At 47.8% G+C, this 15,200-nt stretch carries 16 protein-coding genes; 12 read left to right on the top strand and 4 right to left on the bottom strand.

The annotated features are described in order from the left end of the window. Window positions 1-8: 8 nt before the first annotated feature. From Pan241w_RS17180 to Pan241w_RS17165, 4 genes are all read right to left on the bottom strand, one after another. Entirely contained in the window at window positions 9-656 is a 648-nt protein-coding gene (locus Pan241w_RS17180) for a hypothetical protein (RefSeq protein WP_145218223.1), read from the bottom strand. Window positions 657-750: 94 nt separating this feature from the next. Then, a complete protein-coding gene (locus Pan241w_RS17175; protein WP_145218221.1) occupies window positions 751-1,422 on the bottom strand; it encodes a hypothetical protein in 672 nt (223 codons plus the stop codon). Window positions 1,423-1,434: 12 nt separating this feature from the next. Continuing rightward, complete coding sequence (locus tag Pan241w_RS17170) at window positions 1,435-1,929, bottom strand: hypothetical protein (protein ID WP_145218219.1); 495 nt, start codon at window positions 1,927-1,929, stop codon at window positions 1,435-1,437. A gap of 77 nt (window positions 1,930-2,006) precedes the next feature. Further along, on the bottom strand, window positions 2,007-2,492 hold the full coding sequence (locus Pan241w_RS17165) for an NYN domain-containing protein (RefSeq protein ID WP_145218217.1): 486 nt from the start codon (window positions 2,490-2,492) through the stop codon (window positions 2,007-2,009). Between the two features lie 145 nt (window positions 2,493-2,637). On the opposite strand from Pan241w_RS17165, the gene Pan241w_RS17160 reads away from it, so the two are divergent. From Pan241w_RS17160 to istB, 12 genes are all read left to right on the top strand, one after another. Then, window positions 2,638-3,237: an ECF-type sigma factor gene (locus Pan241w_RS17160; RefSeq protein WP_145218215.1), complete on the top strand. Its 600-nt coding sequence runs from the start codon at window positions 2,638-2,640 to the stop codon at window positions 3,235-3,237. Next, the gene (locus tag Pan241w_RS17155) at window positions 3,230-5,242 is read left to right on the top strand and encodes a serine/threonine-protein kinase (RefSeq protein WP_145218214.1); all 2,013 of its coding nucleotides are present in this window, start codon (window positions 3,230-3,232) and stop codon (window positions 5,240-5,242) included. The genes Pan241w_RS17160 and Pan241w_RS17155 overlap by 8 nt, the downstream gene beginning before the upstream one ends. Window positions 5,243-5,327: 85 nt before the next feature. After that, window positions 5,328-5,573 carry a hypothetical protein gene (locus Pan241w_RS17150; RefSeq protein WP_145218212.1) on the top strand — a complete coding sequence of 82 codons (246 nt, stop codon included), beginning with the start codon at window positions 5,328-5,330 and terminating at the stop codon, window positions 5,571-5,573. Between the two features lie 100 nt (window positions 5,574-5,673). After that, window positions 5,674-5,922 carry a hypothetical protein gene (locus tag Pan241w_RS29440; RefSeq protein WP_197999984.1) on the top strand — a complete coding sequence of 83 codons (249 nt, stop codon included), beginning with the start codon at window positions 5,674-5,676 and terminating at the stop codon, window positions 5,920-5,922. After that, window positions 5,843-6,232, top strand: coding sequence for a type II toxin-antitoxin system RelE/ParE family toxin (locus tag Pan241w_RS30045; protein ID WP_145218210.1), 390 nt, complete (start codon window positions 5,843-5,845; stop codon window positions 6,230-6,232). Before Pan241w_RS29440 ends, Pan241w_RS30045 begins: the two co-directional genes overlap by 80 nt. 507 nt (window positions 6,233-6,739) lie before the next feature. Next, window positions 6,740-8,140, top strand: a complete 1,401-nt coding sequence (locus Pan241w_RS17140) for a serine/threonine-protein kinase (protein WP_145218208.1) — start codon at window positions 6,740-6,742, stop codon at window positions 8,138-8,140. 2 nt (window positions 8,141-8,142) lie between these two features. After that, entirely contained in the window at window positions 8,143-9,300 is a 1,158-nt protein-coding gene (locus tag Pan241w_RS17135; protein ID WP_145218206.1) for a UvrD-helicase domain-containing protein, read from the top strand. Further along, complete coding sequence (locus Pan241w_RS17130; protein WP_145218204.1) at window positions 9,297-10,688, top strand: hypothetical protein; 1,392 nt, start codon at window positions 9,297-9,299, stop codon at window positions 10,686-10,688. The genes Pan241w_RS17135 and Pan241w_RS17130 overlap by 4 nt, the downstream gene beginning before the upstream one ends. A 193-nt stretch (window positions 10,689-10,881) precedes the next feature. After that, on the top strand, window positions 10,882-11,862 hold the full coding sequence (locus tag Pan241w_RS17125; protein ID WP_145218202.1) for an N-6 DNA methylase: 981 nt from the start codon (window positions 10,882-10,884) through the stop codon (window positions 11,860-11,862). 116 nt (window positions 11,863-11,978) lie between these two features. After that, window positions 11,979-12,566, top strand: a complete 588-nt coding sequence (locus Pan241w_RS17120; RefSeq protein WP_145218200.1) for a hypothetical protein — start codon at window positions 11,979-11,981, stop codon at window positions 12,564-12,566. Between the two features lie 73 nt (window positions 12,567-12,639). Continuing rightward, a complete protein-coding gene (gene istA, locus Pan241w_RS17115) occupies window positions 12,640-14,268 on the top strand; it encodes an IS21 family transposase (protein ID WP_197999982.1) in 1,629 nt (542 codons plus the stop codon). Beyond that, window positions 14,252-14,962 (top strand): IS21-like element helper ATPase IstB, encoded by a 711-nt coding sequence (gene istB / locus Pan241w_RS17110; protein WP_145222569.1) that lies wholly within the window; start codon window positions 14,252-14,254, stop codon window positions 14,960-14,962. The genes istA and istB overlap by 17 nt, the downstream gene beginning before the upstream one ends. The last annotated feature ends 238 nt before the right edge of the window (window positions 14,963-15,200 follow it).

The following is a 15,200-nucleotide window of genomic DNA, read 5'->3' as shown; positions in this document are numbered from 1 at the left end:
CGGTAATTTCATTGCAGTATCTCATTCACTTTCTGGATGTATCGCTGCTTGGCCGCAAGCATCAGTGCATCTCGTTCACCCTGATCGAGGTCGGCTGTTTCCGTAATCAGCTTCGCTTCCAGGCTAAACTCGGTCTCTGCTTCTTCGAGGAGCGTACGCAGAACCTGGGAGCGTGGTGGATCAGGTTCCGGTTCGGGTTGGTTTTGCTGCTCTTGTTGCGTGCGAAGGCGTTCCCGCCGTTCCCGATTATTTTCAGCGATTTTCTGGCTTCTTCGCCGGAGTTCCTGGTAGACAGGACTCAAAAAGGCGAGAGTGCTTTTCATAATGCCGTAAATCACGAGCGTCGCACCATAGCTCACAGTAGAGGCCAGCACAGCACGTAAAAACGCTTCCAGGGTGGAAAAGGGCGATCCATCACCATGCCGCATGTAACAGTGATAAAATGTTGCCAACAACATGAGTGCGGCAATCACCGATGCCAGGCGCGGAGCTGTTCGCTCTTTACTAAGCATGATCCCGGTGTTTTGGAAAATAACCGCCAATACGATCAGAAGCACAATACTTCCCGTCGAAAAAAAATCGAGTATCGCCAGGGAAGCACCGTAGGTTGTGCTGGCAGAACTGATCAGACTTATTACTTTGATTGTAATAAACATTGGCAGTCTCACAGATTTCACCGAGGTTGCTCCCACACACTGTTTTGAGGTGTGGGAGTCGTTCTAATAGTTCAGAGACAAAAATACCGTTGGCTCACTCAAAATTGGGTAATCGGGGAGTGCCAACAATCTCCGACTCCACACAGATCTCACGAATACCGGCATCCTGGAGATTCTTTCTCCACTGCGGTACGAGCAGCTGATCGACGTAATACAGACCGACAGCCCCATTCTGCTGTGCGTATTCTGTGAGTGCGCCGATGACCCGCTGCTCCGACTCCTGATTCACTCCGTTATCCAGCATATCGGAGAGAACGAAGACAGCCGATTTCGCTCTACCGCTCGCTACGGCCGGATCAGATGCAACGTACTCCACCGTATGGGCAATGGAATCATGCACGAGCGATCCACGAGGGTCAGACTTCGATCGGAGAAACTCCCCAAAAGCTTTCGCGGACGGAAATTCTCTGCGTAATTGCAACGGTGTTCCTTCCCATAGGAGAGACCGCTCTGTTCCCGAGATCTGAGCAATGATCAGCTTATCATTGTTTCCAAGTCGTTCACGGAAATAGTGATCCAACACCCGCATCGCAAATTGGTGTGCCTTTCCGTCGTCGCACATCATGTGCTCAAATGAACCAGACAGATCGAGCAGGATCGCCACTTTGTACTCACTGTCATCGGACACAAAAGTCTGGGGGCTTTCATGCCTCTTCTCACACCCACAGACACCAACTACAATCAAAAGACTCATTAAATAACGCATCTCTAGCTCCTTTCAGTCATTCACTTGTTGGTAAAGGTTCAGGGAAACGAACGAAACGAAAATCAGTACTCCCACATACGCAGCTGTTGCGATCACAGCAGAGAAGGAAAACGAAGATCCACTCCATCCCATCTGTGTCACGGCAGAGTAGAACAAAATCATGTCCGCACCGAGAATTGTGAATGCGAGGATATACACCAGCATTGCATAGGACTCACTATTCCAGCCTGGACCGGCGAAATCACTGACAAGCCACATCTGAAGCACCTTGCCCCAGAGAAACCACACTGCGATCATCAGGAACAAAGCAAAGATTGGTGCAATGTCCAATCGGTACGTAGCTTCGTAGTCCTGGAGAAACGTGAGTCCGGGAAGTTTGTAAAGTTTCTGGCCCAAGGTGGGGACAAGCTGTCGCAGACCTTCAGCAATGATGGCGATATAAACAATGCCTAATCCTCCCTTAGCGAATATTTGCCAGACGCAGTACTTCAAAAGTGCAAATGCCATGATCTTTTCCTTTCAAAAATATTCTGTTTCTTCTACATGAATTGATGACAATGAGACGTGCGAGTATCACTCACGCGTTATGCAACATTCCCTTTCGTCTTTGTGTTTCGATGAGCACGTTCAATCAAATCAGGAGTGAGTGGTCGGAATGAGTGCATCAGATGTTGCATGGTTTCCGACACTTTGCCTGGCCAGCCCCAACCTTCCACCCGTACGCCGAGGGATTTCAACATCGGAATGACTGGTTCAAAGTCTCTGTCGAGCCCTACAAAACACAGCACGTCTACCTTCTGAGCCAATGCGATGGCATCAGCTATGATCCAGGCGTCAGAGTTCTTGAACGTGGCGTAGGCCTCAAAGCCTTTTCGTTCCACATGTTGGCGGGCAGCTTCGGAGAAGCGACTCTCTGGCTTGTAGTAAATTGCTCTTACTAATTGACGGTGATTGATCTTGTCAGCCAGAGCCACAAGATCGAGCTGTACTCGTTGCCCCTTGCCGAGTATTTCCGCATTGTCTGCGTCAACAAGAATTGACAGGCGTTGACTCTCTTGTTTTACTAACATTTGTCTACCTTTCTGGTTTGGGGGTTTATAGGTGTCCTATAGCTCCTGAAAATGGACTAGTTTCATCCCTGTCCAACCAGTACTGCGAATTTCCGGGCGAGAGAGCTCAGGAAATCTAAAAAATTTTCGAAAGGGGACGCGGGCCATGTCAGACGATTCAATTGACATCACAAAGTACCTTGAACTTGCTAAGACCGAAGAACAGGCCATGGAAGAGTTATTCCGGTCTGTTCAGAACCAATTCAAGCAGATTGCATGGAGACATCTGAGTAAAGAGGGGTACAACACATTACAGGCAACCTGCCTCAGCGATGATGCTTTTTTCCAGCTAATGCAAGCTCACGACATTGAGTGGGAGAGTCGGGAACAGTTCTTTGCTGCCGCGTCCAAGGTTATGCGGCGTATTTTGATCGATCATTACCGCCGACGTACCGCCAAGAAGAGGGGAGGCATTGAAGAAGGGGGAAGACGAGTTGCTCCTCCAAGGATTCCACTCAATGATCCGTTGAATGTGAAAATCAATGATCCTCAAGAGGCCGTGGCTTTGCACGAAATTGTAGATCGCTTAGCGTCAGAGCACCAGGACGCCTTCATAGTATTTAATCTGCACTTCTACATGGGATGTCAGCAAAACGAAATCACAGAAATGCTGGAGATCTCAAACTCAACAGTTAAGCGTCGCTGGTCGATGGCTACTGCATATATTCGTAAAGAATGGACTGGTGAAGGAGCAGACAATGAATGACAGAGCTCACCGTTTAGAAGAATTATTTGAAGCTGTGTTGGATCGACCTAACGATGAGCGTGATAAGTTTCTTGCAGAGGCTTGCGGCGATGACACATCGCTCCGTGATGAAGTTTTGACGCTTGTGCGACATCATGAGGCTTCAAATCAAGAAGGTTTCTTTGAGCCACTTCAGGATGGAGTGGGGGACGACGTGGCCGAGGGAAGTGATCGATATAAACTTTTGAAAGAGCACGCCTCGGGATCGCTAGGCAAAGTTTTTTTAGCTCGTGACCGGGAATTTGATCGTGATGTTGCTTGGAAGCAAATCCAGGAATCCCGGGCAGACGATCCATTATGCCAAAGACGGTTTACGATGGAAGCCAAGATTACAGGTAAGCTGGAACATCCAGGAATCGTCCCTGTATACAGCAAAGGCGTCTATGGTGAAAACATGCATCCTTTCTATACAATGAAATTCATCGATGGCGAAACGATGAAAAGTGCTATCGACAGACTGTATGGTGCATCAGTTGACAATATGGAATGGAAAGATGGTCTGCGGTCTCTTCTGCGCCGATTTATCGATGTCTGCCATGCAATCGACTATGCCCATAGTCGTGGCGTTGTGCACCGGGACATTAAGCCTGCCAATGTCGTGCTCGGTAAGTTCGGTGAGACGATGGTTGTTGATTGGGGGATTGCAAAGCTCATTGATTCCCATGAAGAGAGTGCGTTGGGGCCAGAAGAGACGCTCCACTTGCGTGACGAGCCGGACGCATCAGCAACAAGAACAGGTTCCTATTTGGGCACGCCGGGCTATATGAGTCCGGAGCAAGCAACCGGTCGAACGCGAGAGATCGGGCCGTGGAGTGATATATTTGGGCTGGGAGCGATGCTGTATCACATTTTGACCGGCAAATTACCATATGAAGGTCGGGACAGTCGCGAAACGTTATTGCTGGCAAGCAAGGGAAAATTCAAAGTTCCCCGAAAGGTGAATAAAAAAGTACCATTCAGACTGCAATTGATCTGTGAGAAGGCAATGGCCATCGAACCGACGGAGAGATACAATTCAGCCGGAGAATTGGCAAAGGACGTAGAATACTTCTTGGAAGACCGGGCGTTGATCGCAAAACCTGATACCTGGGCAGAGAAATTCGGAAGGTACTACCGACGGAAACCAATCATCGCAACAACGCTGTTGATTATGCTGACGACGAATATTCCGGTTATTCTTTACTTGATTTTGGGTGATAAAGAGAACCTCCCAATAGGAAAGACATGGACAGAGATATGGATGCTTTGTTTATTGGGAGGTGCTATTGGTATAGGCATGGGACAAGCAACCGGAATATCATTGGGTATATTCTCTGGTCTAGCAGAGCTCTTTAGAATTAGAACAGGAGGTACTATTGGGTCTCGACTTGCAAATGGGGCCATTTGGGGATTTGAACGAGGTGTGATTCTGGGAAGTGTGACTGGTGCATATCTATTTTTTTTCATAATGGCGTTTATGATTATCGGGGCGGATATAGCTCAAGGCTTGCCTTGGACATCTTATTCACTCTTTTTTGCTTTTAGTCTGATTGGATCATTAGGTGTGTTCATTTTGATTGGATCGCCAGTGATGGCATATCTGTGGTTTACCAATCAGGCTGACCGAATCTGGCCAATGCTTGGTTATTTATGCAGAGTATCTGCACTGTTTCTCTGTCTCTTGTTATCGTTTATGGTAGTGCGTTCTCCATCGTTCAGCACATCAGACGCATCACTTATTGAAACTGCAGGGTTAACTGGCAGTAAATTGCAGCAATATTTGCAAACTGGAATTGGATTGATGTCTGTGGGAGTGATACTGGGATATCTCGCTGGCGGGTTTTCTGGAGGAATGTGGGGGTTACGACAAGGGAAAGCAACAGAGAAAATGATCGTGGGTAGTCGTGCCGGTATGTGTATTTTAGGAACATTGATTCCCTTAGTGTATTGGGCTCTAATGTTTTTAGGTTGGGTTCCCGCCATCTAAAGTTGGCTTCCAAGGTATTTGTAACTTTGCACATTCTACTGTATAGTACATAGATAAATTTAAATTTTTCCTCTCTATATATACCATGGCTAAGAACAAGATTCGCGGCACCGAATATGAAGATCTCATTTACCAGGTGGTAGATGCAAATCTCGAAGCATATGACCGAGATGTTCGTGCCGAAGCACTTCTTGAAGTTGCTGCTGAAAACGCTGAGCCGACTGATGAAGCAATACGCAAAGCGATCCACGATGAGATGGCAAACATCTGCAACGAACACCCTGCTCCACATGAACAGCCAATTCTAGATAAGGACGATGTAGAGCAATAGACTCGTAGTTATGTCATCGTAAAGCGTTGGACAAGGACAGTATGTGGGCGAGCGAAAGCTAGCTGTAGACTACGTTACATTATTGGGGTAGAATAATGATATGAAACCAGAAGTTCTCAAACAATTAGAAGAAGCTCTTAAAAAGAGTGATGGTATCGTTCAGGAGTCATCAGTCATTATCATGTCTATCGATATTTACCGTAACATGATGGGAGTCGGGAGTGATGAAGAGCTAGCTGCTTCAGTTGCAGCTATACAGTCCAGTATGAATGAAGTCAGGCAGGGGAAGACCAGACCACTCACAGAAGCTCTCGACGATCTCGGCCAGAAGTATGAAGTACAAGGTTGAGATTACACCGTCTGCAGAGAATGATGTTGAACAAGCCTACTGCTACATCCGCAATGACTCGCCCGTAAATGCTGTCCGTTGGCGAAAGCAATTTTATAAAATTGCTGGCACGCTTTCTCGTTTTCCCGAGGGATGTGGATTTGCCTTAGAGAATGAGCTTGTCGATTTTGAGGTTCGACAAAAGCTTCATGGTTCATATCGAATTCTCTTTACCGTCGATGGCAACCGCGTGATTGTACTACATGTGCGTCACTGTGCTCGACGCACTATGCGTCCTGATGACATCGATCACCCAAATCGATATCCATAGAGGGAATCCCAATAAGATTTCTGAGGGGATGATTTCCTCGTTTCCAGCACAATTTGAATCCAGTGCATCCCACATTGTTGTATTTCTCAGGTCTGCTCCCATCAAAAGGTTGAAGGATGTTAATGCTTACAGAGAGGCCGGACTAGCCCCTTTTTCTTTGGGATACCAAGAACTCGCCCAAATCAGTCTGAGTTTTTTGGAAGATATGCAGCAGAAAAGTTCGTCGAGACTCTACATCGTTTTAGATGGAATTCTCATTACAAAAAAAACGGCGAATGTTGGGCGAATAGAATTCGCCGATTTTGTGACTGTCACCATATCGTTCCAAGCCCTCGACTCCGAAACCGAGTTCAGGTTTTTCATTCACGTGGTCCGGGGCCAGTTTGAACGTTTAGTACTCCTGAAAATCACCTGTCACTGGATGTTTTATATACGATAAGATAAATTATTTGTGCCGAAGTATAATTCGCTTGAACCAGTTGGTTCTAACAGCTATGGAGCAAGGATATGGATCCGACTCGTGCCGAAAGAATGAAAGAAGAATTGACGGGCACGTCTGTTGGAGGATGGTCAATTATATCGTATGTTGGTGCCGGAAAGTCCGCTCTGGTTTTTTTGGCCGAGAACGAGGCTCGCAGAGCCGCACTAAAGATTTTCGACCCAGAATTGGTTCAGAGGTTTGGAAAGCAGACACAGCTAACTCGTATTAGCCGTGAAGTTTCGTTGATAGGGGAGTCGCATCCAAATCTCGTCGAAATCTATGATGGCGGTGAATGTAGTGAGTCTGGCTATCTGTACGTCGCTATGCAGTATTTTCAGGCACGTAATCTTGAAGATGCTATTTTGGACATTCCACGAGAAAAGATCGCTAGTCTGATCGTACAAGTTGCATCGGCAACGATCTTCCTAGAAGAACGGGGGCTGGCCCATCGTGACATTAAGCCATCGAACATCGTCGTAACCAAAGATTTCGAGACTGCAATCTTACTCGATCTCGGAGTGCTTCGTCCGTTTGGCGACCCAGGACTAACAGACGATGAAGGACGCGTATTCATTGGGACCCTGCAATACAGTTCCCCCGAATTTTTGATGCGGACCGAACAGGATAAATTAGATGGCTGGAGAGCTATTTCGTTCTACCAACTTGGTGGGGTTTTGCATGATCTGATCATGCGACAGCCATTGTTCAGTCAATTTGTTGATCCTTACGCGGTTCTTGTCGAGGCTGTCAAAAGCGAACAGCCTCAGATTTATGCGGAAGACGTGTCTCCAGACTTGGTTTTGCTGGCCCAAAACTGTCTTGTAAAATCTCCAGAATCGCGTCTTGCTCTCGTTAGTTGGGACGATTTTCGCAATCTTACTTTACCTAAAGAGTCTGCTCAGAATGCACGTGATCGAGTGAGGAAGAGAAGTTTGTCGGCACGTGTTGCATCTGATGGAGCTGAAGTAAGTCCTCAAGAGATCCCACCTCTCCAGTTAGCACGTCAGATCACTGAAAAAATGAGTGGTATAGTGCGGCTGGAATGTGCTGGAAACTCATCATTTCCACGTATGCGTATAATCGAGCACATTGAACAACCATTATATGTCCAAGTTATTTTCGATTCCAGCTCTGCTCTTATGGTTCCTCGTCAGTTCTCAGTAAGACTCAGCATTCAGGTAATTGATGAGCCAACTATGGCAGTGCAGATTAATGTATCTGCATGTTTGCTAGACGACCCAGTTGATCACTCAACACCAGCAACCGAAAGAAGTCTTTTTCGGGGACCTTTGGATTTCGCAAGTCTAGTCATGAGTGTGCAGGACATTTTGTATGAATTCTTGGACGTCGTTCAATCAACTAACCCAGAAAACCTAATCGCTGGTGTTCCGTATTGGTTGGAGATCATTGACACTAAAGGGAAATAGTCATGAGCGAAACATGGTGGGTAGGCCAAGAAGAACTCGACGATGACCAGCAGAAGGTCATCGCATTGCCAGAATCAGGGAATTATCTTGTTACGGGGCCGCCCGGTTCAGGTAAGACCAACTTACTCTTACTCAGGGCCAACTACCTCTATTTGGCGGGCCTCAGGAACATTCAAATAGTTACATTCACTCGTTCACTACGGGAGTTTATAGCCAGTGGTGCTGATCAATATGACTTTCCAGCTTCAAAAATTGTGACCTGCCGCGAGTGGCAAATAGATTTTCTACACCAATACGGGAAACACATCGATCCAAGTGGTGAGTTCGAAGAGGTTCGAGACGCCTATGTTGAGGAGATGGCAAATGTTGCCAACGAGAATCACCTTGAAAACATTTACCACGGATTATTACTAGATGAAGCACAGGATTACACACCAAAAGAAATCGAACTATTCGATCGGCTTTCCGAAAGATTGTTCTGTGTTGCCGATGAGCGACAAAAGATTTATGCAGGAGATGATTCGCTAAATACAATCTCGGATCGAGTAAATGAAACAATCAAGTTGCAATTTCACTATCGTAACGGTGTGAATATTTGTCGTGTCGCTGATGAGATTGCAAAACGCTGGAATGGGTATCGCCCGCTCACCGAGTCATCCAACTATAGCGAGTCTCTAAACCCTTCGACGGTTGATTGTACTCGCTGTTCATCTCTTGAAACCCAGGCGCACACAATAGTCTCGCGTTTGAAACATCAAATAACTGCATTTCCAGATGAGTGCATTGGAATACTATGCCCAAAAAGGGAGCACATGAGTACCGTCTGGGATGTAGTTAGTAACTCAGAGCACGCTGATGATGCTTTTCTTCTTCATGGAAGTGCAGGTGATACTTTTCCCGCAGACAAGAAGGTTATTGTATCCACTTTTCACGCAGCCAAGGGATTGGAGTTCCGGGCTCTTCATTTAGCAGGCTGCGAACACCTTAGGAGATTTGGCAACAATCGTAGAATGGCGTTTACTGCCGTGACTCGTGCGAAGACGGTGCTTTCAGTTTATCACACCGATGACCTTCACGGTTACTTCGAAGCGGCTTTGGCAGCAGTTGAGCCAGCCACAAGTCCTCCTAGCATTGATGCAGTATTTGGAGGAAAGAAATGATTTACCTCTGGAAATGTGATCGAGAGCAATTCGTTGAGTTCATTTCGCGAAGAACGCCAGTTTTAACCAAAGGTGTTGTAAAGAGTGAGATTCTGGAAGACTTTTCGGTGCAGGGAGATGATATACTTCTTGCGTGGAATTCTTCACCTACCGAGGTGTTTTCACTTCCGCGAGCTGCAATAGTGGCGGAAGGCAAAACTCAGGATTTTCTGGCTTGGTGTTCAACTTACTTTCGGAACATACGGCCATTCACGGCGCATTGTCGTGTAGAAAGCCCATCGAATGCTAGGCTTGCTGCCAGTGCGTCTGCGACTAATTGGACAACGGGAAACCGATCAGTAGACCTTGGTCTAATTATCACCGAGGCAATCGCTTATTCAATTGGCCGGGTTGACATCAATCGACTGCCCTTTAGTGCTTTCACTCGTACTATGTCTTATGCGATAGCGAAGGCAGTTCGGAATTATGAGGTTACTACTGTATCCAGTCAGGAATATCAAGACCATATAGAACAGGGATGGGAAGCAACTAGAAAACTCGTAGGTAATGCTCCATTAGAGTTGAGCCCATCTGACATAAGGTCTGTTTGGGAAACAGTATTATTTTGTGAAAGCCAAAACAACAAAAGTAATGACCTGTTGGCTAATGCCCTCCGAGAAATAAAGCTTGAAGGACAGCTCTCAAAAAATAGCTGGATCAATCTTATGCCTGATGCTGAGATAGCTTCGAAACTCTGGATTGCCATGGAAGGTCCCCGAGAAGGCCGGGTGGTCGCTGTGGAACACGGTATTCAAGTACTAGGAAAGGGGACGAAATCGACACGAAAGATACGGGCATTTGCGATGGGTTATTTGGCCAGTCGGGTTCGGCCAGGCTCATTGGATCACCTTTCGTTGGTCTTTCCACTCATTGACGACTTACGCGAGAGTCTTCTCTGGTACGGTGTATGTGCAGGTATTGTTCCAGAAACTACCGTTGACAATTATAGCAAAGGGTTAGGCTGGTTGATGCGAAGAGAACTCGGACGGCCTTCACATTGGCTTGAGAGACCCGTATGTGATATTGCTCTTCCTGAGTTGAAGACGCTTCTCGAAAACCGAGAGGATGGGAAACCTGAGTTCCGAACAATCTCACGAGGAGTGCTCGATGTCGAAATTCTGCCACTAATTTCGACGAATGTTCGTTGGGTAGATCAAACGGATTCTGAAGTGGTCTATAAACGGGAAATTCAAAAGTCACTTTTTAGAGAAGAATCGAGATTGGACATGGAAGTACACGAAATCCTCCGTAGGATCGAGGAAAGTGCAATGTCTCTTGACGCTATTCGCGAGCATGTTGAACGAGCGTTGGGAAAATCGAAACCGAAACGACGCTCGCGCCGAAAATGATGTTTGTTTTGGAGCGACTTCTTGTTCATTTGATGTACGGTTCTCAATCTGAAACTGTTTCTGCTTCCCTGCTTGAGTATGTCCAATCTAGACACGATTTCGATCACGTGCGTGGTATCTCTTTTTCCTCTCTCATTGAGCGTGATTTCTTTTTGTCTTGGGCCTATCTCTCTGGCATTCTGTATGTCCCTCTATGACAAAGGAGTTTTTCTCATATTCTGAAACCAGGCAACTGTTTCAAACACTCGAAGAGATCACTCGACGCTCAAACGTCAGCCGTGCACAAGCATTTGAAGATACAATTCGTGCCTCTGTTGCTGCCCTTGCTGCAGAAACAATGGAGCCTGAGTATTTCGAAGCTATCAAGGCACACACAAAAGGAGAGATAGGGAAGAGGGGAGTCGATCTGATGCCGGTGTTCTTGGCACAGACCGTCGATGCCATGAGTCGCACTGACAACGACGTGCTGGGAGATCTTTTTCAGGGCTGTATCAGTTATGGCGAACACAGCCTCTATCTCACACCCCCATCCGTGGCTCAATTGATGGCAAAGATGACAATTGATGAAACCGAGGACGGTGACAACCGTGACACCTCAATATCCGATCCATGTTGTGGATCAGGAATCCCTCTCATCGAGGCGGGTAAACTCCGTCCAAAAGCGGAACTTGTCGGTCAAGATATTGATGCCAGATGTGCTCGGCTCGCAGCTATAAATCTTGGTTTGCGTCAAAAGTATGGTTGGATTATTTGCGGCAACACCTTAACCAGTGAAGTGCAGTTCGTGTATCGTATTGGGAGTTTCTTTCACAAAGGCCCGCAGGGACGTCGGCGAGGCGTGATCCGTGAAGTCCCGCCGGAGCAGTGCCCCGTGCTTCCCGAATTGCAACACCACACTAAACAAAGTTTGCTCGACACACTGGATGAGGAATCTTTTCCCAACTCTGTACCAGAGCAAAACGTCCCACAGATTATTGAGATTCCTGATTGGGTATTACGCTTGGAACAATGCCATGCACTTCAGGAACAGTCTGAGGAACAACAGAATTCACCGATACATAGATCTGAAGAAAATCGCGCAGAAGGGGACTTGAAAACAGATACAGCAAAGCCACAGAAACCATCTCCTGAAAACGATGATGAGCCTCCCAAAACACAGCAGGCGCTCTTTTAAAGTGTTACCCTCACAGAAATCGTACGAAGCCGCTTTTCTTCAGCATCAGCTAAGGAGCACAGAATGCAAAACAAATCACTTGCGCGATAAGTCAAGATGTGGTTTACTGATGCTCAATGCGAGATCCCAACTCCAGCAACTATGGTATCCTTATTTCCTACATCTTGCCGGGGTTCATTGCGATGATCGGTGTCAGTTTTCTTTCAGAAACAGTACGAGTCTGGATCTGGTCTTCTTCTGATCAAAGTGCAACAGTTGGGGGATTTTTGTATGTGACGGTATTTTCCTTGGCAGTAGGGCTTACAATTTCAACCCTGCGGTGGTTGATCCTGGATCGAATTCAACATCGTACTGGTATTCCGGAACCACAACAGAATTTCGGTCGACTGCAGGAAAAACTGACTGCTTATCAGTATCTGGTACTGACTCATTACAACTACCACAAATTTCACAGCAATATGATGATCTCGTTTGCCATTCTCATGGCAGCTCGTCTGTTATCCCATAATACAGTTCCTCTCTGGGTAGTCGTCGGGTTTCTCTTTCTAGAATGGTTATTTTGGCTCGGAGCACGGGATAACTTACGAAAATACTATTCTCAGGGCGAAATATTACTGAAAGAAAACCCCTCTTCGGTATCTCCGCCCGAGTCTGGAGATTGGCGTGTAAAGCGGACCCACTTTGGGGAAGCAATTGGCGCGTAAAATGGACCCATCGTAGCAAGTTCCTGATACTGGAGGCTTTTGAGCTTCAGTTTCGGGGTGAAGGATGCTTACGGTGGACGATTACGGACGTATACGGCGTGCTCATCGCGACGGGTTGAGCATCCGGGAAATCGCTCGGACATTTCATCATTCACGGCGAAAGATCCGCGAAGTATTACACGGTGAAGGGCAACCGCAACAATATTCGCAGCGCCAGACTCAGGCAGCCCCCCGACTGGGCCCCTTTCATGAGACCATCCGACAGATTCTCGCCGATGATGAATCGCAACCACCCAAGCAGCGGCACACGGCACAACGGATCTTTGAGCGACTGCGGGACGAGCACGGCTACCTCGGCGGTTACGATGCAGTTTGTCGATTCGTGCGGAAGCACCGAACCAATAAACGGGAAACATTCATTCCGCTTGATCACCAACCGGGCCAGCGGCTGGAAGCCGACTTCGGCAAGATTTATGTCGATTTTCCTGACGGGCGACGACAGGTTTCAGTGTTGATTCTGGTCTGGTCGTATTCCAACGCCCCCTTTGTGATCGCTCTGCCGACAGAACGCACCGAAGCGATTCTGGAAGGCATGGTGCAGGCGTTCGAGTATTTTGATCGTGTTCCCAAAGAAGTCTGGTGGGACAACCCGAAAACGGTGGCCGACGCGGTGCTCAGCGGGCGGAGTCGCAAGATCAACCAGTGTTATGCGGCCCTGGCAAGTCATTATGCCTTTGAACCACTGTTCTGCCTGCCGGCCAGCGGGAACGAAAAACCGGTCGTTGAGAATCGCGTGAAGACATTGCAGCGGAAGTGGTCGACTCCGGTTCCCAAGATGGAAGATTTCGAGGAACTCAACATCTATCTTCGGCAATGCTGCCTCCAGGAACAGCAGCGCCTCAGCAGTGGTAAGACAGAAACCATCGGCACACGATTCGAACAGGACAAACAAAACGCCGCCGGGTTGCCCAGACACCGCTTTGATCCGTGCATCCGCCGGGAAGTAAAGGTCAACAAGTATCAGTTCGCCCGGTTTGAGAACGTGGATTATAGCGTGCCGCGACAGTGTGCGTTTCAGACGGTGAGCGTCAAAGGTTACGTTGACCGTGTGGAAATTGTCTTTAAGGGAACTGTGGTGGCGACCCATCAGAGAGGCTATGAGAAAGGGTGTCAGATTCTTAACCCGTTGCATTACCTCGCAGCTTTGGGGCGGCGACCGGCTGCGTTAGATCACTCCAACGTCTACCGTCAGTGGAAGCTACCGCCGGTGTTCGACGAACTTCGTGAACGGCTGGAGAACCGGCATGGCTTACGGGCGGGAGCAAAACAATATGTACGAGTGCTACAACTGTTGTCGGCACATCCGGTCCAGCGCGTCCAGAAAACCATCGAACAGTTGCGTGGACCCGAGGGGGCGGATGCCGACCGGATCATTCGCCGGGTCGAACGCTGTACCGCGTATGCCCGTAATCAGTCTGAGTTCTCTCCGGCGACTCTGAGCAAAGAAGAATTGAGTCGTCCGGAGGTCTTGTCGGTACAGGTTCCCTGTCCGAGCCTGAACCATTTTGATTTGTTTCTTTCTACGTCAACACAAGGAGATCATCGTGCCCCCACAAACAATACAGAAGAAAAGCGATCCGAATCTACTGCTGCAGAGCAATCTCAAGCAGTTAAGGTTACCGGCCATGAATGCGGAGTTTGAGAAGTTGGCCCAGGAAGCGGCCAGCTCAAATCAGACATTCGAACAATATCTGCTGCAGTTGACTGAACTGGAAGTGGCGGCCCGCTCCACGAATGCGCTGACCAGCCGAATCAAACAGGCACAGTTCCCGGTTGAAAAAGGACTGGAAGATTACGACTTCGCGGCCATAAAATCAGTCAACAAACAGAAGGTGTTGGAGTTGGCCCGGGGTGAATGGGTCCGGCAGCATACCAATCTCTGCCTGCTTGGTCAGCCGGGAACGGGCAAAACCCACCTGGCGATTGCACTCGGCCTGGCCGCCTGCCGTGAGGGAATCCGAACGAAATTCTTCACCGCTGCAGCACTCGTCAATCAACTGGAAACCGCGCAACAGCAATACAATCTGGAGCGTCTGCTGAACAGGCTCGACAAGCTTGACCTGCTGATCGTCGATGAGTTGGGTTATCTGTCTTTCAGCCGTGCTGGTGCGGAACTATTGTTCCAGGTGTTTGCTGATCGTTATGAAAGACGAAGTCTGCTGATTACCAGCAATCTCGCCTTCAGCGACTGGGGCCAAATCTTCCAGGGCGAACGGATGACGGCAGCACTTTTGGATCGATTAACGCACCATTGTGAAATATTTGAGATGAATGGTGAAAGCTACCGGTTCAAAGAGTCGATGAAACAAAAGAAGCCACCTCGCAAAAAAGCCTGAGTCGCTTCCACATTTTGGCATACTAACCACCACGTTACCCCACGTGGTTAACCCAACCCCAGATGGGTCCCATTTCCGCGCCAAAGTGGGTCCGCTTTACACGCCAATCTCCACGAGTCCATTCCAGATGAATCTTCACCAAGCAGAGATTGAATCTTGAGCTCGTCCCGAATAAACTGATGTGATAGTTAGAAAAACAGTTTTTTGTCCTAAGGAGACCAATAAATTACTTTGTGGT

The organism is Gimesia alba (genome assembly GCF_007744675.1).
Lineage (GTDB): Bacteria > Planctomycetota > Planctomycetia > Planctomycetales > Planctomycetaceae > Gimesia > Gimesia alba.
This window is presented reverse-complemented; position numbering and strand designations above follow the sequence as displayed.